The sequence below is a fragment of the Rheinheimera tilapiae genome (assembly GCF_042432165.1).
GTDB lineage: Bacteria > Pseudomonadota > Gammaproteobacteria > Enterobacterales > Alteromonadaceae > Pararheinheimera > Pararheinheimera tilapiae.
Map to the genome: position 1 here is coordinate 1,399,377 of NZ_JBHLXP010000001.1, position 18,722 is coordinate 1,418,098.

The following is an 18,722-nucleotide window of genomic DNA, read 5'->3' on the forward strand; positions in this document are numbered from 1 at the left end:
TCGCCGTCGACCCGACCGCGTAAATCGATGTAGTAATTACAGGGCTGACCGAGCCGTTTCAGCTCCATTTTTAACAGGAATTGTTTGGGCTTCGGGATCTCCTGCGTCAAAATGGCGAAAACCTCGCTGAACTCATTGGAGTTCAGCAAGGGTTTTAATCGCTCAATAATGCCCTGATAAGGGAGGAGATCCTGTGTTGTCATTCTGCCCTGTAGTGCCGTCTGACTGCGACGGTCTGTGTTAATATCGATACAATAAAAGCAATTATTATGCCTATCAATCACTTTGAGGCCAAAGATGGCAAAAACTAAGACTGCTTATGTCTGTAACGAATGTGGCGCCGATTTTGTACGCTGGCAAGGCCAGTGTACAGAGTGTGGCGCCTGGAACACCATCAGTGAAGTAAGAATGACGGCGCCAGCCAAAGGCAGTCGCGGTAGCGCTGGTGGTTATGCCGGTGCAACTGTTGCCAAAGTGATTCGGCTCGATCAGGTAGATTTGCAGGAAGTGCCGCGCTTCAGCTCTGGTTTTGCCGAGTTTGATCGGGTGCTTGGCGGCGGTATCGTGCCTGGGTCGGCGATTTTGATCGGCGGTCATCCCGGCGCCGGTAAAAGTACTTTATTGCTACAGATCATGTGTTATCTGGCATCAACCGGGCCGGCGCTCTATGTCACCGGGGAAGAATCACTGCAGCAAGTCGCTATGCGGGCGAACCGGTTGGGACTGCCGACCAATCAGTTAAAAATGCTGGCTGAAACCCAGGTCGAGACCATTTGTGAGCTGGCATTGCAGGAGAAACCACGCATTATCGTCATCGATTCGATTCAGGTGATGCAAATGGCCGATATTCAGTCGGCGCCGGGCAGTGTGTCGCAGGTGCGTGAAAGTGCAGCGTACCTGACGCGCTTTGCCAAACAGCATCAAATTGCCGTCATTATGGTCGGGCATGTCACGAAAGATGGATCTTTAGCCGGGCCTAAAGTGCTGGAACATTGTATCGATTGTTCTGTGATGTTTGATGGGGATAGTGACAGCCGTTACCGCACGCTGCGCGGCAATAAAAATCGGTTTGGTGCAGTCAATGAACTGGGCGTGTTCGCGATGACCGGTCAGGGCATGAAAGAAGTGAAAAACCCGTCAGCAATTTTTTTAAGTCGGGGTAAAGAAGAAGCGCCGGGTTCGCTGGTGATGGTGTTATGGGAAGGCACCAGACCACTGTTGGTCGAAATTCAGGGCTTGGTGGACTATTCCCCGCTGAATAATCCACGCCGGGTGGCGGTGGGGATGGAGCAAAACCGGCTGTCGATGTTGCTGGCGGTGATGCACCGCCATGCCGGTATTCAGATGGCTGATCAGGATGTTTTTGTCAACGTAGTTGGTGGGGTCCGTGTCGGTGAAACTGGTGCGGACCTCGCCACTTTGCTGGCGCTGGTGTCCAGTTTTCGCAATAAACCGCTGCCAATGGATTTGGTGGTGTTCGGCGAAGTGGGGCTATCCGGTGAGATCCGGCCGGTGCCCAGTGGCCAGGAACGACTGCGTGAGGCGGCCAAACATGGTTTTCGCCGCGCCATAGTGCCACATAGCAACGTGCCAAAAGAGCCGTTGGAAGGCATGCAGGTGATTGGCGTGAATAAACTCAGCGATGCACTGGAAGCACTCTGAGGCTTTTTTACTTGCATAGCAAAAAGGCCACATGAGTGGCCTTTTTCAGCAAGAAGGTATTTAGCTTTGTTGGTTCGGGAAGTTCAGCTGCAACACCGCTTTGGCGTCGTCACGCAGTTTGGTCAGACCTAACTCATCATAACTTTTTACCATCAGTGCTAACGCCTGCGGCACCAGCGGAGAATCGCGATAAGTTTCCAGCACAAAACGTGCGCGGTTGGCAGCGGCTAAATGGGCGCCACGGCGGCTGTAATAATCGGCGATCAGCAGTTCGTGGCGAACCAGTTTTTCTTTGATCACAATCATCTGCGTTTTGGCAGCCGCAGCATATTTACTGTTCGGATAAGTACTGGTCAGGATTTTAAAATCGTCAAACGCCTGTTTCGTACTGGCGATGTCACGGTCAGCGCGGTCAATGCCAAAAAATTCCTGAAATGAGTTCTCATCGGACTGCAGATTGCTGACGCCGCGCATGTAATACACATAATCCAGGTCTGGATGGTTTGGATTGAGGCGAATAAAGCGATCAATACTGGCCAGCGACTGTTTTATATCGCCTGACTGGTTGTAGGCGAAAATCAGGTCCAATTGCACTTGGCGGGCCATCGGACCAAATGGATAGCGACTTTCCATCCCTTTGAGTAATTCGATAGCGCGACTGTAAAGTCCTGAATCTAATACAGCTTTTGCTTCATTATAAGATTGTTGGGCGGTTTGATTGGTGTTCACCAGCTCATCAGCTGGCTTGTTGCCGGCACAACCGGTCAGCAGTGCGGCGACTGCAAAAACTGCGAAAAATTTCACTTTCATTAAAAAACCCACTCAGACTGCAGCCTTTGGCTGTCTAGTCCTGCATAAAATCGTTAAAATAGGCAGAATAGTTTCGATTCTACCCCAGAGCGTGCAGTGATGCACAGAGGATAACCGGTTCCGACATGACAAAACAGATAAAACTTACAGAAACAGTACCTGATCATCTTTACGGTAAACGCTTGGATCAGGTTCTGGCCGAAATGTTCCCCGATTATTCGCGTTCGCGGATAAAAGAGTGGATCCTGGCCGGCTGGGTCAACGTCAACAACCGCCTGTGTGACACACCGCGGGAAAAATTACTCGGCGGCGAACATATTGTGATCAATGCCGAGATTGAAGAAGACGAGCGGTTTGAAGCCGAACCGATTGACCTGAATATCGTTTATGAAGATGAACATATTCTGGTGATCAACAAACCGGCGGGACTGGTGGTCCACCCGGGCGCCGGCAATCACGATGGTACGTTGCTAAATGCTTTATTACACCATTGCCCAGGCATCGGCGAAGTGCCACGCGCCGGTATTATTCACCGCCTCGACAAAGACACTACCGGCTTGATGGTGGTGGCGAAAACCATCCCGGCACAGACCCACTTAGTTGAGATGATGCAAAACCGCGAGATCACCCGCGAGTATGAAGCAATCGTGCATGGTTCGATGACTGCGGGCGGCATGGTAGATGAGCCGATTGGCCGTCATCCAACCAAACGCACGCACATGGCGGTTACCTCTAGTGGTAAACCAGCGGTCACCCATTACCGCGTGATGGAAAAGTTCCGTAATCACACCCGGTTGCGTCTGCGTCTGGAAACAGGGCGTACCCACCAAATTCGTGTCCACATGACATACATCAACTATCCGTTAGTTGGTGATCCGGTATACGCCGGCCGGCCGCGTCCGCCACGCAAAGCAGATGAAAGCTTATTAGTGGTGCTACGCGCATTCCGCCGCCAGGCGCTGCATGCCGCGATGTTACGCTTTGCGCATCCAATTACGCTTGAGTTGCTGGAATGGCATGCGCCGGTACCAGACGATATGGTTGAGCTGACGGTCGCTCTGCGGAACGACACCTTACTGCACGGCATGGACAACAGCTGATGCAGCGGTTAGACGCGCCGGATTTTCTGTTACCAGACTGGCCGGCGCCGGCACATGTTCGGGCGCTTTCAACCAATCGTGGATTGGCGGCGCAGTCTCAGTTTGGTAGCTCGGCCGGTATTTATGCCGGGCTGAATCTCGGTACGCATGTTGGTGATCTGGCGGATGCGGTATTAGCAAATCGCCAGTTGCTACAGCAATACTGTGATTTGCCCCAGCAACCAGCCTGGCTCAATCAAGTGCATGGCATCGCGGTGCTGGATTTAGATCTATGGCAAGGTCAGCTGACTGATGCGGATGCCAGTGTTACTTCTATACCTGGGCTTGCAGCCGTTGTGATGACGGCTGATTGTCTGCCGGTGTTGTTTTGTGACCGTCAAGGCAACAAAGTTGCAGCAGCGCATGCCGGCTGGCGTGGCCTGTGTGACGGTGTGCTGGAAGCGACACTTCAGCATTTTCCTAAGCCCGCCGAAGTGCTGGCTTGGCTTGGGCCTGCAATAGGCCCGACCAATTTTGAAGTCGGCAGCGAAGTACGTGCTGCGTTTGTGGCCAAAGATCCGCAAGCCGCAGCTGCTTTTGTGCCCTCAATCAACCCCGGTAAATATCTGGCAGACATTTATCTGCTGGCCAGACAGCGGCTGCAGGCTGCAGGTGTCAGCGCTATTTATGGCGGTGACTATTGTACTGTTGCTGATCCGCAGCGGTTTTACTCGTATCGACGTGACGGTCAGACCGGCCGCCAAGCCAGTTTGATTTGGTTAACCGCCGCTATTTGAGCCCATTCCCTATAGTTTTTTGACATAAGTCAATTTTTTGACGGCCAACGCTTGAAAAAGCAGCAGCCGTTCCCCATCTATGTCATAACAAGGTTTTAAGATGGGAGTATACCAATGCGTTTAGATCGCTTTACCAGCAAGTTTCAGGAGGCCATCGCAACAGCTCAGTCGCTGGCGCTTGGCCGCGACCATCAGTTTATTGAGCCTGTGCATCTGATGCACGCTTTGCTGAATCAGGAAGGCGGCTCAGTGCGTGATCTGCTAAGCAAAATGGGCGTCAATCTGCATGACCTGCGCTCAAAAATATCGCAGGCGATTGAACGGTTACCCAAAGTTGAAGGCACCGAAGGTAATCTGCAGCTTTCGGCTAGCATGATTAACTTATTGAATTTATGCGACAAACTGGCGCAAAAACGCAAAGACCAATTTATTTCCAGCGAATTGTTTGTGCTGGCGGCCTGTGATGACAAAGCTGAACTCGGTGCTTTATTAAAAAGCCTTGGCGTCAGTAAAGACGCGTTGGAAAAAGCTATCGAGCAAATGCGCGCTGGCCAGAAAGTCGATGATCCAAACGCTGAAGATACACGTCAGGCGCTGAATAAATACACCATTGACCTGACCGCCCGCGCCGAAGCCGGCAAACTCGACCCGGTGATTGGCCGGGACGAAGAGATCCGCCGTTGTATTCAAGTGCTGCAACGCCGCACCAAAAATAATCCGGTGCTGATCGGTGAACCCGGGGTAGGTAAGACCGCCATTGTTGAAGGGCTGGCGCTGCGCATTATCAATAAAGAAGTGCCGGAAGGTTTAAAAGACAAACGGGTGCTGTCGCTGGATTTGGGGGCGTTGCTGGCTGGCGCCAAATATCGCGGCGAGTTTGAAGAGCGGCTAAAAGCGGTACTGAGTGAACTGGCCAAAGAAGAAGGCCGTGTCATTCTGTTTATCGATGAAATTCATACCATGGTCGGCGCCGGTAAAGCCGATGGCGCAATGGATGCCGGCAATATGTTAAAACCGGCGTTAGCGCGCGGTGAACTGCACTGTTTAGGCGCAACCACGCTGGATGAATACCGCAAATACATCGAAAAAGACGCGGCGCTGGAGCGGCGTTTTCAAAAAGTACTGGTGGAAGAGCCATCGGTTGAGGACACCATCGCCATTTTACGTGGTCTGAAAGAGCGTTATGAGTTGCACCACGGTGTCGATATCACAGATCCGGCGATAGTTGCTGCGGCCATGTTGTCACATCGTTATGTGGCAGATCGGCAATTGCCCGACAAAGCCATTGATTTAATTGACGAAGCGGCTTCCAGCATCCGGATGCAGATGGATTCCAAACCCGAAGAGCTGGACCGGCTGGAGCGACGTATCATTCAGCTGAAGCTGGAAGACAATGCGCTGTCAAAAGAAACCGACGACGCCAGTAAAAAACGCCGTGATTTTATTCTGGAACAAATCCGTGAGCTGGACGCCAAATACAACGAATTGGACGAGGTCTGGAGCTCAGAAAAAGCTGCATTACAAGGCACGCAAAGTATCAAAGCCGATCTGGAACAGGCGCGGCTTGATATGGAAGTAGCGCGGCGTGCCGGTGATTTAAACCGGATGTCGCAACTGAAATATGAACGGATCCCAGCGTTGGAAAAACGGCTGGATTTGGCCGCGCAGGCTGAAATGCATGAAATGAAACTGCTGCGTAACAAAGTGACGGAGCAGGAAATTGCTGAAGTGCTGTCAAAAGCGACCGGCATCCCGGTCAGCAAAATGCTCGAAGGTGAGCGTGACAAACTTCTCAGAATGGAAGAAGCGCTGGCGCGCCGCGTCATCGGTCAAGTTGAAGCGGTGGCGGCAGTATCGAATGCTATTCGACGCTCTCGCGCCGGGTTGTCTGATCCGAATAAACCAATTGGGTCTTTCTTATTTTTGGGGCCAACCGGTGTGGGGAAAACCGAGCTGACCAAAGCACTGGCTAACTTCCTGTTTGACAGTGAAGATGCGCTGATCCGCATTGATATGTCTGAATTTATGGAGAAACACGCGGTGTCACGTCTGGTCGGTGCACCGCCGGGATATGTCGGTTATGAAGAAGGCGGTTATCTGACCGAAGCCGTTCGGCGCCGGCCTTATTCAGTGGTGTTATTGGATGAAGTGGAAAAAGCCCACCCGGATGTGTTTAACATCTTGTTGCAAGTGCTGGATGATGGCCGGCTGACCGATGGTCAGGGCCGTACCGTCGATTTTAAGAATACGGTCATCATTATGACGTCGAACCTTGGTTCTGATCTTATCCAGGAGCACTATGCCGAGCAAAGTTATGACCAGATGAAGAGCATGTTGATGCAGGTGCTGACACAGCAATTCAGACCCGAGTTTTTAAATCGGGTCGATGAAACCGTCGTGTTCCATCCGCTGGATCATGCACAGATCAAAAACATTGCTGGCATTCAGCTGAACCGGTTACGCCAACGACTGGCTGAACGGCAATATGGTCTGGAAGTGTCAGAAGCGGCGTTGGACCAAATCGCTGCTGTGGGGTTTGACCCGGTGTTTGGTGCAAGGCCGCTAAAACGGGCTGTGCAGCAATATGTCGAAAACGCGTTGGCGCAAAGTCTGTTGCGCGGTGATATCCCGCCAAACAGCTTAATCCGCATCGATGTTGCTGCAGATAAATTCATTATCAGCAGCCAGCCACTGAACTGAGTACTGCTCTGAACAAACACACCGCAGCGCACTAATCAGCGCGGCGGTGTGATGTGCTATTTTTTGCTAGGGGCCGGAGTGTCTGGCTGGCAAAATTCACGAATATGTTGTTCAGTGACCACCAATTGCTCTGCCCGCATTTCCGTTGTTAAAGCAACTTCTGCGCCTTCAGCATTGGTTATGGATACAGGTGCTTCTGCCGTCAGCCGTTGTTTATTCGTTCGTGCCTGCTGACAGTTTTGTTGCTTCAGTTGCTGATTGACCTGCTCAACCTGTTGGTTTAACGCTTTGATTTGTTTGGCATCCAGCGGTTTTGCTGGTGCTGCAACGGCTGTGGCTTTCACTTTTGTCACTGCTGATTTTGCTTGAGTATCGACAATTTCGTAGTCAATACCGGCAGACGGAGGCGTCTGACTGACATGTAGCTGGCCGCTATTGTCGTGCCAGCGATAATACTCTTGCGCGTTGACGGTGAACGTCAGCAGTGCAGCACACAGCAAGCGACAACCCAAAGCAACATTCATCGGGAACTCCTAGCCAAAATCTGTTCTTTCTCCCAGTGTACCTGAATTCCCAGCTGCTGCTAACGGGCAATTGTCGTTGACCTGATGCACTTTGCGATTCGACAGCTGCAAATGGTAGAGTAATGATTCATAAATGAAATTGACCGGAGGCGCGCAATGTCCATAGACGTCATTATGTCGAGAAAAGTGGTTGTGACACATACGGAAGCAACTCTGGCCAGCCTGCGCGGCATATTTACCGAAGCACATTACCAACATGTGCCTGTAGTCGACAGTATGCAACGGGTGGTTGGCATTGTGTCGGTCAAAGATTTTTATAAAGCGATGAGTCCGGTCGTCGATTCCGCCTCCGAACACACTGCAGAACTTTTTGCGCAAGGTCGGAAAGTGCGTTCGATCATGACAAGCCCAGTGGTCTGCATAGGGCCGGATACCTCGGTGATCCAGGCCGCAACTCTATTGATAGAACGCAACATCAGTTGTTTACTGGTGACAAATCAACAACATAAGCTGCTGGGTATTGTGTCCTGGAAAGATATTATGCGGTTAGTTGTTCAACGCCAGCAGTCCAGACGAAGACAACAGGAAGAAGAGGAATAGATAGAACTTCCCTTGTTTTTTGTGCTCGCCTCCCCAATGATAGGGATCCGGACCGCGCCTTGCTGCCGCGTTTTCACACTAAAGGGTGCTTTGATCACCCGATAAGGACTGCAATTGAGTCAGCTGTTTACCTCCCGTATCGCCGCATTGCGCACTGCGCCTTGGCGCAACGACATCACTGGTATTCGCCGCGGTATTGAACGCGAAACTTTACGGATCAAACCAGACGGAACCTTATCACAGCAGGATCACCCGCCGGCGCTGGGCTCGGCATTAACGCATCCGCTGATCACCACTGATTTTTCCGAATCCTTGCTGGAGTTTATTACGCCGGCAACGACCAGCATTGAAACAACACTAGCCCAGCTGACCGATATTCACCGTTTTGCCATGCGTCAATTAGGCGACGAGCGGCTCGGTGCCGGCAGTATGCCTTGTTATATTGCGCATCAGGACGAGATCCGGCTGGCCTATTATGGCGAATCAAATGTTGGCAAAATGAAAACGCTGTACCGCCAAGGCTTGAAGAACCGTTACGGCAGCATGATGCAGGCCATTAGCGGGGTGCATTTTAATTTCTCAATCCCAGAAGCCTTCTGGCAGCACTATCAGCAAATGCTGGGTGATACGCAACCGCTGCAGGAATTTATCTCTGCGCAGTACCTGCATCTGATCCGCAACTATAAGCGCTATGTTTGGCTGATTGTGTATCTGTTTGGTGCGTCACCTGCGATGTGTAAATCATTTCTGCAGGGTCGGCAAAGTAAATACAGTTTCCAGACATTAGGCAGTGGAACTTTGTATCTGCCATACGCCACCTCGCTGCGGATGAGTGATCTGGGTTATACCAACAGCGCACAGTCCAGTCTGGCCATTACCTATAACAATCTGCCGGAATACATCCGTGGGCTGCATCAGGCGATCACGACTCCGTCGGCTGAATATCAGGCAATAGGACAAGGAAATGCGGGCGAACACCAGCAACTAAATAGCAATATCCTGCAAATTGAAAACGAGTTCTATTCGACCATCCGGCCAAAACGGACAATCAAAAGCGGTGAGCGGCCAACTTGTGCTTTGGCCAAACGCGGCGTCGAATACATCGAAGTGCGTGCGCTGGATGTAAACCCGTTCAGTGCTGTCGGGATCACCGCAGAGCAGATGCGCTTTCTCGATTTATTTTTGTTGTACTGTCTGCTTGAAGAAAGCCCGGAACAAGATGCGCAGGCGCAGGCTGTCACGGAGCGGAATCTGAAAAAGGTCGTAACCGATGGCCGCCGACTGAATCTGGAACTAGATCAGGATGGCCAGCCGCGGCTGATGCAGGATTGGGCAGAAGAAATTTTTGCTGAGTTGTCACCAGTGGCGACATGGCTGGATGACGCTTATCAAAGCGCCGACGACCCGGCCCGATCTTACCAAGGTATTTTGAAGCAGTATTATCTGAGCTTATTGGATCCAGCGCGGACACCATCGGGCAAAATGCTGGCCATGTTACAGGCAAATCAACAGGATAACGGTAAGGTCAATCTGCAACTGGCCGATCTGTATCGTCAGCAGTTACTAGCTGGTGATTATCAACATTATCAGCAGGCAGAACTCCTGCAGATGGCAGCAGATTCACTAACAGAACAGCAACAGATTGAAGCTGCTGACACCGTAGGTTTTGATGAGTACCTGCAACAGTATTTCGCTGAGAAACCCTGTTAGCCGGCGTCATGTTTCATTGAAGTGCCCTGAGCCTGCAGAGATGCGGGCTTTTTATCGTCTGGTTGTCCGCATGGGCTTGCTCCGCACGATGCTACAGGCAAAAAAAACGGCCACATCAGTGGCCGTAAAACTAAGGATAGGGAGAATCCAGGGATGAAAACAAAAACTTGGCAGAATCCTTTCAAATAGTCAGACGAAGTCGGTAAAAGAAAGTTCAGAAAAATTTGTGATTTTTTTAATTAATTTACAAGCCTTTGCTTTTTCAGAATTTTTTAACTGGTTTAATCTTGTTTCAGGTGCGGATAAAGTCGAACCAGTTTAATCATATTATCCTGCACTTCGACGATCTCCAACGGATAGCCCAGCAATTTCAAACTGAGGTTTGATTGCGGGATGTCTTCCAGATATTCCAGCACCAGCCCGTTAAAGGTTTTAGGACCGTCAGTGGGAAAGTTCAGATGTAACTCGCGGTTCAGATCGCGCAAGTTGATACTGCCTTCGACCAGAAAAGAGCCATCTGGTTGCGGTCGGATCTCTTCACTGTTTGCTTCTGCGATATCAGTGGTGAATTCGCCAACAACTTCTTCCAGAATATCTTCCAGCGTGACCAGTCCTTGTATATCGCCGAATTCATCGACCACTAAGCCGATGCGCTCTTTCGAGTGCTGGAACTTCACCAACTGGGTGTTCAGACTGGTACCCTCGGGAATGAAGTAGATATCATGCACGGCACGTAGCAAGCTGGCTTTATTCAGCTGCTCTTTCAGCACCAGGCGCATAATGTCTCGCGTGTGTAAAAAACCGAGGGCATCGTCGACACTGTCCCGGTATAGCAAAATACGGCTATGCTGGGTGATGGACAGCTGGTGCAGGATATCTTTCCATTCGTCGTTGATATCGATGCCAACCAGTTCGTTGCGCGGCACCATGATGTCTTCGACAGTGGCTTTCTCAAGGTCTAGTACACCAACCAGCATGCTCTGGTGCTGTCCTGGTAATATGGCACTGGCTTCATGGACTACTGTCCGTAGTTCTTCACTACTCAGACTATGTCCCTTATGTTGTTCCGCACTGACGCCAAACCAGCCTAAAATACCGTTACAGATCCGATTCATTAGCCAGACCACCGGATATAGCACTTTCATCAGTGGTTTCAGAAGCAAACTACTGGGAAAAGCCACGCGTTCCGGGTGCAATGCTCCCAGCGTTTTTGGCGTAACTTCACCGAAAATCAGAATAATGAGAGTCAGTGCCGCGGTGGCGATGGCAATGCCATAGTCGCCGTACAGGCGCATACCGATCACCGTACCTATTGCGGACGCGGCGATATTCACCAGATTATTACCCACCAGAATCAGGCCAATTAGGCGATCTCGCCGTTGCAATAAGGCATGCGTGCGCTGTGCGCCAGGGTGGTTTTCGTTTAATAAATGCTTCAGCCGGTAGGGGTTTACCGACATCATCGCAGTTTCAGTTGCGGAGAAATAAGCAGAGCAGAGCACCAGAAACGCCAGAATTAGAAGCAGCGTGCCGGTAGAGATTGCGTCCAAGTCGGAATATGCCTGTGTTGCCGTTCAGCTTCAATTAATATGCGAAATCAGACACAGCGTCAAGTCAGACTACAGCAGCACTTCGCGCACAAAGCGGCTGCCAAAGTAGGCCAAAGTCAGTAACAAGCTACCGGTCATCGTGAGGCCGTTGGCGATCCGACCGCGCCAACCTGCTAGCCGATGACCTGCTAACAACACGCCAAAGACGATAAATCCAAGTGTACTCAGTACGTTTTTATGAATGTTATGGCGGGCAAACCAATCTTGGCCAAATACCGCACCACTGAACACAGTAATGCCCAGCAGAACAGTGCCTAATAAAATCAGCCGGAACAGAAGTTGTTCGGCCTGCATCAAAGGCGGAAGGACGGTACCACTTGGCAGCGGAGTTCGCTGCTTCAGCCGTTGACTGATCAGACTGACCTGAAATGAATACAAGGTCGCCATAATCAGGATTACGTAGGCAATAAACGCCACCATAATGTGAGTAAGCAACCATGGGCTATGTTCAAAATGCTGTATTTGCACGGCATCGGGCAGCAGAATGACAGCCAGCTGCACCATAGCGGCGAAGCCGTAAACGATAGGTAACAATAATAAAATTGGGGTACGCAACGCGGTGACTGTAAAAGCTGCGGTGATGAGCCAGCACACTAGTGAACTGACATTCAGCAGGCTGAAATTTTGGCCTTCGGCGGTGAACAAACTCTGGCTTAGCCCCAGCATATGCATGACAACACCGGCAATGGCGACTGAAAACAGCAGTTTCAGGCGTGGCCCATCAGCGTGATAAAGCCGCTGCGACACAATCACAGCAGCAACCAGGTAACAAAGCAGGGCGAGTACAGGCAAGAATGCGGCCGACATGCAAATAATTCCAATTTGAATGCATATTTTTCTGCATTGTATGGGAAGAGGCGACAGAATGACAGAGCCTGAGGCTGACGCCTTGCCCCTGCTTTGTTATAATCGCCGTCATTTTTGACAGAACCGGATTTGACCATGTTTGAGAATTTGTCGGATCGCTTGACCCGAACGCTGAAAAACATCAGTGGCCGTGGCCGCCTGACCGAAGACAACATCAAGGAAACCTTGCGTGAAGTACGCATGGCACTGCTGGAAGCAGACGTGGCGTTGCCAGTCGTGCGTGATTTCGTCAATCAGGTGAAAGAGCGCTCGGTAGGCCTTGAAGTCAGTAAAAGTCTGACACCTGGTCAGGAATTTCTCAAAATCGTCAAAAAGGCGCTGGAAGAGGCGATGGGGGAAGCCAATGAAGAGCTGACCCTGAATACGCAACCACCTGCTGTAGTATTGATGGCAGGCCTACAGGGCGCAGGTAAAACCACTTCAGTGGCGAAACTGGCCAAGTTCTTAAAAGAACGTAAAAAGAAAAAAGTTATGGTGGTATCGGCGGACGTATATCGCCCTGCGGCCATCAAACAGCTGGAAACGCTGGCAAAAGATGTTGGGGTTGAATTTTTCCCCAGTGACATTTCGCAAAAACCGGTGGATATCGCCAATGCGGCTATCAGCGCGGCTAAATTAGGTTTCTACGACATCCTTTTGGTCGACACCGCGGGCCGTCTGCACGTCGACAGTGAAATGATGGATGAGATCAAAGCGTTACACGCGGCGATCAAACCAATTGAAACGCTGTTTGTTGTCGATGCGATGACCGGTCAGGATGCTGCGAACACTGCGAAAGCCTTTAACGAAGCGTTGCCTCTGACCGGTGTGATCCTGACCAAAGCTGACGGTGATGCCCGCGGTGGTGCAGCTTTATCAATCCGTCACATCACTGGTAAGCCGATTAAGTTTATCGGTATGGGCGAAAAAACCGATGCCTTGGAGCCATTCCATCCGGATCGGATCGCATCGCGAATTCTTGGCATGGGCGATGTGCTCAGTTTGATTGAAGAGCTCGAGCAAAAAGTTGACCGTGATCAGGCTGCTAAAGTCGCGGCGAAGATGATGAAGGGGCAGGGTTTCAGTCTGGAAGATTTCCGTGACCAGTTGGTACAAATGCGCAGTATGGGCGGTATGATGTCGATGCTGGACAAATTACCAGGAATGAAGAATCTGCCGGCTGGTGCTAAAGATCAGATCAATAATAAAAGCTTCAATAAAATGGAAGCCATCATTAACTCGATGACGCCAAAAGAACGCCAGTTCCCGGATTTAATCAAAGGCTCGCGGAAAAAACGTATCGCGGCCGGATCTGGCACCCTAGTGCAGGACGTCAATCAGTTGCTGAAGCAATTCACTCAGATGCAAAAAATGATGAAACAAATGAGTGGCAAAGGCGGCATGATGAAAATGATGCGGGCGATGGGCGGCAAATTACCGCCAGGTTTACCGGGCGGCGGACGTTAATCTGCTGACAGACTTGTTCAGGAGGCCATTGCATCGCAGTGGCTTTTTTACAATTACAGCCTTTGCAATTACGGTGTCGCTTTAGTAAACGCCTGACTTCAGCAGCGAATTTCACGCAGGATCCTTGCGAACCGCACAGTATCCTCAGCGCTTGTCCCAACAGCTTGTCAAGAGCTTATCCACAGAGTAATCCACCGGTAATGCTGGCCTGATAACCCGCTGCAAAGCCTGAAATTCCTTGCATTACAATGAAAAGCGAGTACAATTCGGCGTCCCTGCGGCCTGACCGCGGGGATTTTGATTTACAAAAACCTGAACGATTGAAATAGAGGACGGTATGGTAACTATTCGTTTACAACGTGGTGGCGCGAAAAAGCGTCCATTTTACCAAGTTGTGGTCGCTGACAGCCGTTTTGCTCGTGATGGCCGCTTCATTGAGCGCGTGGGTTTCTTTAACCCAATCGCTGGCGGTTCTGAAGAGAAAGCGCGCATCGACCTGGACCGCGTTGATCACTGGGTTGCACAAGGTGCATCTCTGAGCGATCGCGTTGCGTCACTGGTAAAAGCTGCTAAAAAAGCTGCTGCTTAATTAGCAAACTGGGTAGGAATTGACCTTGATGGGTAAAGATTTAGTTGTCTTAGGTAAGTTTGGCGCCGTTTACGGCATCAACGGGTGGCTAAAAGTAATTTCCTACACAGATATCCCGGAAGGGATTTTTGATTACACACCCTGGCAGATCCAATCTCAGGGCAAATGGCAGCCAGTGCAAATCTCCAGTTGGAAACGCCATAGCAATGGCTTAATCGTCAAACTGGAAGGTGTCAGTGACCGGGATCAGGCACAAGTTTTCGTGAATGCGGAAATCGCTGTGACTCAGACTAGTCTGCCCGCGCTTGATGACGGTGACTTTTACTGGAAAGACCTGATGGGTCTGACCGTGGTAAACGAAGCCGGTTATGACTTAGGCGTAGTGGATGACATCATGGAAACGGGCTCAAACGACGTTCTCGTCGTGAAGGCAAACCGGACCGATGCATTTGGTAAGAAAGAGCGTTTGATTCCATTTTTGACTGATTCTGTCATCAAAACTGTGGATAAAGCGCAAGGACGAATCATCGTCGACTGGGACCCAGATTTTTAATGTCCGGACAGTACAACATGTGGTTTGGGGTGATTACCCTGTTTCCGCAGATGTTCGAGGCAATCACAAAATATGGTGTGACCAGCCGGGCAGTCAAAAATGGCCTGATTGATTTACAGTGCTGGAATCCGCGGGATTTTACCTCGGATAGACATAACACTGTGGACGACAGACCTTTTGGTGGCGGTCCAGGTATGTTGATGATGGTGCAGCCGTTGTCCGACGCAATTCGCGCCGCCAAAGCTGCCGCAGGGGAAGGGGTCCATACCATCTACTTATCGCCGCAAGGTCGTAAGTTAGATCAGGCAGGGGTCGCTGAACTGGCGAAACGTCCGAAGCTGTTGCTGGTAGCAGGTCGCTACGAAGGGATTGATGAACGCGTAATAGAGTCGGAAATTGACGAAGAATGGTCAATCGGCGATTACGTGCTGAGTGGGGGCGAATTGCCTGCGATGACGCTGATTGATGCGGTATCGCGACTAGTACCTGGCGTACTGGGGCATGACATGTCAGCAGTTGAGGATTCGTTTGCCTCCGGATTGCTGGATTGTCCGCACTATACCAGACCAGAAGTGTTAGACGGCAAACAGGTTCCCGCTGTACTACTCAGCGGACACCATGAAAACATCAGACGCTGGCGTTTGAAGCAGTCTCTCGGGAGAACATGGCTTCGGCGTCCGGAATTGTTAAATGTCCTGGCTCTGACTAAGGAGCAACGCAAACTTCTGGAAGAGTTCCAATCGGAACACCAGGCGTTGCAGCAACGATAGTTTATCCAGGTAAAGTGAGATTGTTATGAGCAAAGTTAGCCAAAACATCATCAAAGAACTTGAAAACGAACAGCTGAAAACAGACGTTCCAGCTTTCGGTCCAGGTGACACTGTGATTGTTCAAGTTAAAGTTAAAGAAGGCGATAAAACTCGTCTGCAGGCTTACGAAGGCGTTGTTATTGCCAAACGTAACCGTGGTTTACACTCAGCGTTCACAGTTCGTAAAATTTCGAACGGTGAAGGTGTTGAGCGTGTATTCCAAACGCACAGCCCAATGATTGACAGCATCACGCTGAAACGTCGTGGTGCAGTACGCCGTGCCAAGCTTTACTTCTTACGCGATCGTTCAGGTAAATCAGCGCGTATCCGCGAAAAGCTTAACTAAGCACTTGAAGGCTGCCCCCGGGCAGCCTTTTTTTATGCCTCATCACGCCCTGTGATGTCCTAGGTAGTTGTCCCAAATGAATTCCTGAGCTGCTTGGCTCTTCATTGTCCGTTTTACCGAAAATTCAAGCTAGCGACTAAAAGTACAGCAATTAAATCATCGCCTTAGTCTAATCCCTTGTTTTGTCACTCTGCACTGTTAGTATGGAATGAACAAACTGTATGCCAGTAGCCGTGCCACAAGGACAATCCAGTGCAATCTTCTGATTTCAATGAAAAAAGAAAGTTTATCGTCAAGCTTGGCAAGATGCTGCATAAGTTCGGCACACCAGCATACAGACTTGAAGCGCACCTGCAGGACGTGGCCAAAGATCTCAATATTGGTGCTTCTTTTGCGATTACCCCAACGGTGCTTACATTTGTTATTTGGGTTCCGGGTGAAGATAACGAATACACTCATGTTGCCCGGGTGATGCCTGGCGATCTGGATTTAGGCTCTTTGTCGCGCGCAGACGAAGTAGTGGATGCTGTACTGAAGCATCAGATGACTTTGCAGGAAGCGACTGAGCGCCTGAATACTATTGCGGTGATGCCGAACCCATACTCACGTTGGGCGACTTTTTTCGCTTATGGTGCCGCTGGTGGTGCTTTTGCCATGCTGATGCGCGCCAGCTGGCTCGATGTGGCTTATGCCACTGGTCTGAGCTTAATCGTCTATTTATTTGTACTTTGGGCTGAAAAAAGCCGCCGGGTTACGCACATGCTGGAGCCTCTGGTGGCGATGAGTTCGGCCTTAGGCGCCACAGCACTTGCTGCCTATATCGACCCACGAATTAACATTCCCATCGTCGTGTTATCGGCGATTATCGTGTTTATTCCCGGGCTTGCACTGACACTTGGTTTTGCTGAAACCGCTGCCCGGCATTTGGTGTCCGGCACGGCCAGGATCATGGATGCCGTCATGATCCTGTTTAAATTGTATTTTGGCGCCTTTCTCGGCATGGCCCTGGGCGAACGCCTGTTTGGTAAAGTCGATTATGTGCCGACGCAGGCGGTTGAAGCCTGGACGGCATGGCTTGCGGTTGCCATTTTGTGTGGATCCCTGGTGATCGTTTTTCGCGCCCGGCGCAAACATATCAGCTGGGGCCTGATGTCTGGCTTTATCGCTTATGGTGCCAGTCAGCTTGGTGGGATCTATCTTGATTTAGCATTGGGCGCTTTTGTCGGTGCTTTTGCCGTTGGCGTGTATGGCAATTTGTTTACCCGATTGATGAACGCGCCTGCCAGTATCGTATCGTTGCAAGGCATGATCGTACTGGTGCCAGGCAGTAAAACTTATATTGGCCTCAATAGTTTTATCTCGGGTGAACATATGGTGCCAACCGACCATATCGGCCAACAAACATTTTTGATTTTCATGTCTTTAGTTGCAGGTTTTATCTTTGCAAATGTGGCCTTGCCACCGAAGAAAAGCTTGTAGACGTTCTGCCTTTGTACAGACGTTCTAACTTAGTGCAGACGTTCTGACCAGCCGGTCACGATTTTATCAAAACGGCCATCCGTTTTAATGCCCTGCAGGCTGCTGCGCAATCGCGCCACGATCGCTGCTGGTGTTTTCAGACTGCAGGCCAGATGAAAATCCAGCGGCAAATCAGGTAATACCAGCAGTTTACGAAACTCAGCTGGCGTCAGGCCAGATTCAATCGCACGATACTTCAGAATGGTTTCATTAATGATGACAAGATCGATGCCCTGACGTCGGCTGGTCAGCACATTCAACATGCTCGAGACATTCTCCAGAACGTACAGGTTTTTCCCTTCTTCAAAACCGTGCTGCAATAAATAGTGATGGGTGACATCGTCCCGTGTTACCGCAATGACATAGCTCTTAGCCTGCTCCAGTGACTTCAGTACGATGTCCGTGCGACTCGTCAGGCCGTATATTGCGGTTGTGTTATACGACAGCTCGCCAATCCACTGAAACAGCGCTTGTCGTTCTTTGCTTTTAGAAATAGAGAAAATACAAGTGTTGGGGTCACGCAAAGCCAATTGGTAAGCACGGCTCCAAGACTGAAACTCAATCTGATAAGAAATCCCGGCATCCTTGAATGTTTGTCTTACTACATCCGTTGCAAAGCCAGTCGCAGCGCCTGCTGAATCAATCTGAAAAGGTGGCAGATGTTCTGTCAATACCCGGATCTCTGCACCAGACACCGGGGCCAGCATCAGTAGCAAAGTAATACTGCTGCAGATTCGTATTTTACGCACGCGGCTGCTACACCTTTGAAGTTCTGGGATCCTAACTGTAAACAGCTCGTGCGGGTCAGGCAAGCATTGGTTGGAAAATGTTCGCTGGGCAGGTTAGATCCTGAGAATGGTAGTGTCTCTAGCCATATGATCGATCTCAGTGACTTAGTGTGTAATTAAATGTGTACAAATAGCCTTTAGCTTGAAGTGTTGTTGTGATGGCCATATTTGTTGACTTTTCCCATTGACATCAACTCATGTGCTTTTTAATATGTCGGCAATTTGTAATTATTAAAATACGGAGTGTATATATAAATGTACACTGTAAGTTCAAGCCAGCTCAGTCGCATTGACTTGAACTTCGGCAGAGTAAA

The 18,722-nt window shown here is 50.3% G+C and carries 18 protein-coding genes; 12 read left to right on the forward strand and 6 right to left on the reverse strand.

Annotated features, from left to right (window positions below):
- Nucleotides 1-203, reverse strand: a 203-nt coding sequence (locus tag ACFFJP_RS05945) for a hypothetical protein (protein WP_377243382.1), incomplete at its 3' end; no start/stop codon positions are given.
- Nucleotides 204-297: 94 nt separating this feature from the next.
- Between ACFFJP_RS05945 and radA the strand changes: the two genes are divergently transcribed.
- Nucleotides 298-1,662 carry a DNA repair protein RadA gene (radA, locus tag ACFFJP_RS05950; protein WP_377241430.1) on the forward strand — a complete coding sequence of 455 codons (1,365 nt, stop codon included), beginning with the start codon at nucleotides 298-300 and terminating at the stop codon, nucleotides 1,660-1,662.
- A gap of 60 nt (nucleotides 1,663-1,722) precedes the next feature.
- On the opposite strand, the gene ACFFJP_RS05955 is transcribed toward radA, so the two are convergent.
- On the reverse strand, nucleotides 1,723-2,472 hold the full coding sequence (locus tag ACFFJP_RS05955; protein ID WP_377241432.1) for an outer membrane protein assembly factor BamD: 750 nt from the start codon (nucleotides 2,470-2,472) through the stop codon (nucleotides 1,723-1,725).
- A 125-nt stretch (nucleotides 2,473-2,597) separates the two neighbouring features.
- Here ACFFJP_RS05955 and rluD point away from each other — a divergent pair, with 125 nt between their 5' ends.
- The 3 genes from rluD to clpB all read left to right on the forward strand — a co-directional run bounded on the left by rluD (nucleotide 2,598) and on the right by clpB (nucleotide 7,048).
- The gene (gene rluD / locus ACFFJP_RS05960; protein WP_377241434.1) at nucleotides 2,598-3,572 is read left to right on the forward strand and encodes a 23S rRNA pseudouridine(1911/1915/1917) synthase RluD; all 975 of its coding nucleotides are present in this window, start codon (nucleotides 2,598-2,600) and stop codon (nucleotides 3,570-3,572) included.
- The gene (gene pgeF / locus ACFFJP_RS05965) at nucleotides 3,572-4,348 is read left to right on the forward strand and encodes a peptidoglycan editing factor PgeF (RefSeq protein ID WP_377241436.1); all 777 of its coding nucleotides are present in this window, start codon (nucleotides 3,572-3,574) and stop codon (nucleotides 4,346-4,348) included. Before rluD ends, pgeF begins: the two co-directional genes overlap by 1 nt.
- A gap of 114 nt (nucleotides 4,349-4,462) precedes the next feature.
- Nucleotides 4,463-7,048, forward strand: coding sequence for an ATP-dependent chaperone ClpB (clpB, locus tag ACFFJP_RS05970; RefSeq protein ID WP_377241438.1), 2,586 nt, complete (start codon nucleotides 4,463-4,465; stop codon nucleotides 7,046-7,048).
- Between the two features lie 56 nt (nucleotides 7,049-7,104).
- Here clpB and ACFFJP_RS05975 read toward each other — a convergent pair whose 3' ends face one another.
- Nucleotides 7,105-7,572 (reverse strand): DUF4124 domain-containing protein, encoded by a 468-nt coding sequence (locus tag ACFFJP_RS05975; protein WP_377241440.1) that lies wholly within the window; start codon nucleotides 7,570-7,572, stop codon nucleotides 7,105-7,107.
- Between the two features lie 156 nt (nucleotides 7,573-7,728).
- Here ACFFJP_RS05975 and ACFFJP_RS05980 point away from each other — a divergent pair, with 156 nt between their 5' ends.
- Nucleotides 7,729-8,172 (forward strand): CBS domain-containing protein, encoded by a 444-nt coding sequence (locus tag ACFFJP_RS05980; RefSeq protein ID WP_377241442.1) that lies wholly within the window; start codon nucleotides 7,729-7,731, stop codon nucleotides 8,170-8,172.
- 114 nt (nucleotides 8,173-8,286) lie between these two features.
- Nucleotides 8,287-9,882: a glutamate--cysteine ligase gene (gene gshA / locus ACFFJP_RS05985; protein WP_377241444.1), complete on the forward strand. Its 1,596-nt coding sequence runs from the start codon at nucleotides 8,287-8,289 to the stop codon at nucleotides 9,880-9,882.
- 281 nt (nucleotides 9,883-10,163) lie between these two features.
- Here the strand turns inward: gshA and ACFFJP_RS05990 are convergent, their stop codons facing one another.
- Together ACFFJP_RS05990 and ACFFJP_RS05995 are read right to left on the reverse strand one after the other, a co-directional pair.
- On the reverse strand, nucleotides 10,164-11,432 hold the full coding sequence (locus tag ACFFJP_RS05990; protein ID WP_377241446.1) for an HlyC/CorC family transporter: 1,269 nt from the start codon (nucleotides 11,430-11,432) through the stop codon (nucleotides 10,164-10,166).
- Nucleotides 11,433-11,501: 69 nt separating this feature from the next.
- The gene (locus ACFFJP_RS05995) at nucleotides 11,502-12,299 is read right to left on the reverse strand and encodes a cytochrome C assembly family protein (protein WP_377241448.1); all 798 of its coding nucleotides are present in this window, start codon (nucleotides 12,297-12,299) and stop codon (nucleotides 11,502-11,504) included.
- A gap of 135 nt (nucleotides 12,300-12,434) precedes the next feature.
- Here ACFFJP_RS05995 and ffh point away from each other — a divergent pair, with 135 nt between their 5' ends.
- The 6 genes from ffh (at nucleotide 12,435) to ACFFJP_RS06025 (ending at nucleotide 17,581) form a co-directional block, all read left to right on the forward strand.
- Nucleotides 12,435-13,805, forward strand: a complete 1,371-nt coding sequence (gene ffh, locus ACFFJP_RS06000; protein ID WP_208930707.1) for a signal recognition particle protein — start codon at nucleotides 12,435-12,437, stop codon at nucleotides 13,803-13,805.
- 337 nt (nucleotides 13,806-14,142) lie between these two features.
- Complete coding sequence (gene rpsP / locus ACFFJP_RS06005) at nucleotides 14,143-14,394, forward strand: 30S ribosomal protein S16 (RefSeq protein ID WP_208930708.1); 252 nt, start codon at nucleotides 14,143-14,145, stop codon at nucleotides 14,392-14,394.
- 28 nt (nucleotides 14,395-14,422) lie between these two features.
- Entirely contained in the window at nucleotides 14,423-14,947 is a 525-nt protein-coding gene (rimM, locus tag ACFFJP_RS06010; protein ID WP_208930709.1) for a ribosome maturation factor RimM, read from the forward strand.
- A gap of 17 nt (nucleotides 14,948-14,964) precedes the next feature.
- Nucleotides 14,965-15,717, forward strand: coding sequence for a tRNA (guanosine(37)-N1)-methyltransferase TrmD (gene trmD / locus ACFFJP_RS06015; RefSeq protein ID WP_377241451.1), 753 nt, complete (start codon nucleotides 14,965-14,967; stop codon nucleotides 15,715-15,717).
- A gap of 25 nt (nucleotides 15,718-15,742) precedes the next feature.
- Nucleotides 15,743-16,102: a 50S ribosomal protein L19 gene (gene rplS / locus ACFFJP_RS06020; protein ID WP_208930711.1), complete on the forward strand. Its 360-nt coding sequence runs from the start codon at nucleotides 15,743-15,745 to the stop codon at nucleotides 16,100-16,102.
- Nucleotides 16,103-16,354: 252 nt separating this feature from the next.
- Nucleotides 16,355-17,581 carry a threonine/serine exporter family protein gene (locus ACFFJP_RS06025; protein WP_377241453.1) on the forward strand — a complete coding sequence of 409 codons (1,227 nt, stop codon included), beginning with the start codon at nucleotides 16,355-16,357 and terminating at the stop codon, nucleotides 17,579-17,581.
- Nucleotides 17,582-17,610: 29 nt separating this feature from the next.
- Here the strand turns inward: ACFFJP_RS06025 and ACFFJP_RS06030 are convergent, their stop codons facing one another.
- Nucleotides 17,611-18,369: a substrate-binding periplasmic protein gene (locus tag ACFFJP_RS06030; protein WP_377241455.1), complete on the reverse strand. Its 759-nt coding sequence runs from the start codon at nucleotides 18,367-18,369 to the stop codon at nucleotides 17,611-17,613.
- Between the last annotated feature and the right edge of the window lie 353 nt (nucleotides 18,370-18,722).

Coding starts and splice junctions, on each gene's coding strand:
- rplS (WP_208930711.1), top strand. CDS start 15,743: ATGAGCAAAGTTAGCCAAAACATCATCAAAGAACTTGAAAACGAACAG.
- ACFFJP_RS05955 (WP_377241432.1), bottom strand. CDS start 2,472: ATGAAAGTGAAATTTTTCGCAGTTTTTGCAGTCGCCGCACTGCTGACC.
- rluD (WP_377241434.1), top strand. CDS start 2,598: ATGACAAAACAGATAAAACTTACAGAAACAGTACCTGATCATCTTTAC.
- clpB (WP_377241438.1), top strand. CDS start 4,463: ATGCGTTTAGATCGCTTTACCAGCAAGTTTCAGGAGGCCATCGCAACA.
- ACFFJP_RS05995 (WP_377241448.1), bottom strand. CDS start 12,299: ATGTCGGCCGCATTCTTGCCTGTACTCGCCCTGCTTTGTTACCTGGTT.
- radA (WP_377241430.1), top strand. CDS start 298: ATGGCAAAAACTAAGACTGCTTATGTCTGTAACGAATGTGGCGCCGAT.
- rimM (WP_208930709.1), top strand. CDS start 14,423: ATGGGTAAAGATTTAGTTGTCTTAGGTAAGTTTGGCGCCGTTTACGGC.
- ffh (WP_208930707.1), top strand. CDS start 12,435: ATGTTTGAGAATTTGTCGGATCGCTTGACCCGAACGCTGAAAAACATC.
- rpsP (WP_208930708.1), top strand. CDS start 14,143: ATGGTAACTATTCGTTTACAACGTGGTGGCGCGAAAAAGCGTCCATTT.
- ACFFJP_RS05975 (WP_377241440.1), bottom strand. CDS start 7,572: ATGAATGTTGCTTTGGGTTGTCGCTTGCTGTGTGCTGCACTGCTGACG.
- trmD (WP_377241451.1), top strand. CDS start 14,965: ATGTGGTTTGGGGTGATTACCCTGTTTCCGCAGATGTTCGAGGCAATC.
- ACFFJP_RS05980 (WP_377241442.1), top strand. CDS start 7,729: ATGTCCATAGACGTCATTATGTCGAGAAAAGTGGTTGTGACACATACG.
- pgeF (WP_377241436.1), top strand. CDS start 3,572: ATGCAGCGGTTAGACGCGCCGGATTTTCTGTTACCAGACTGGCCGGCG.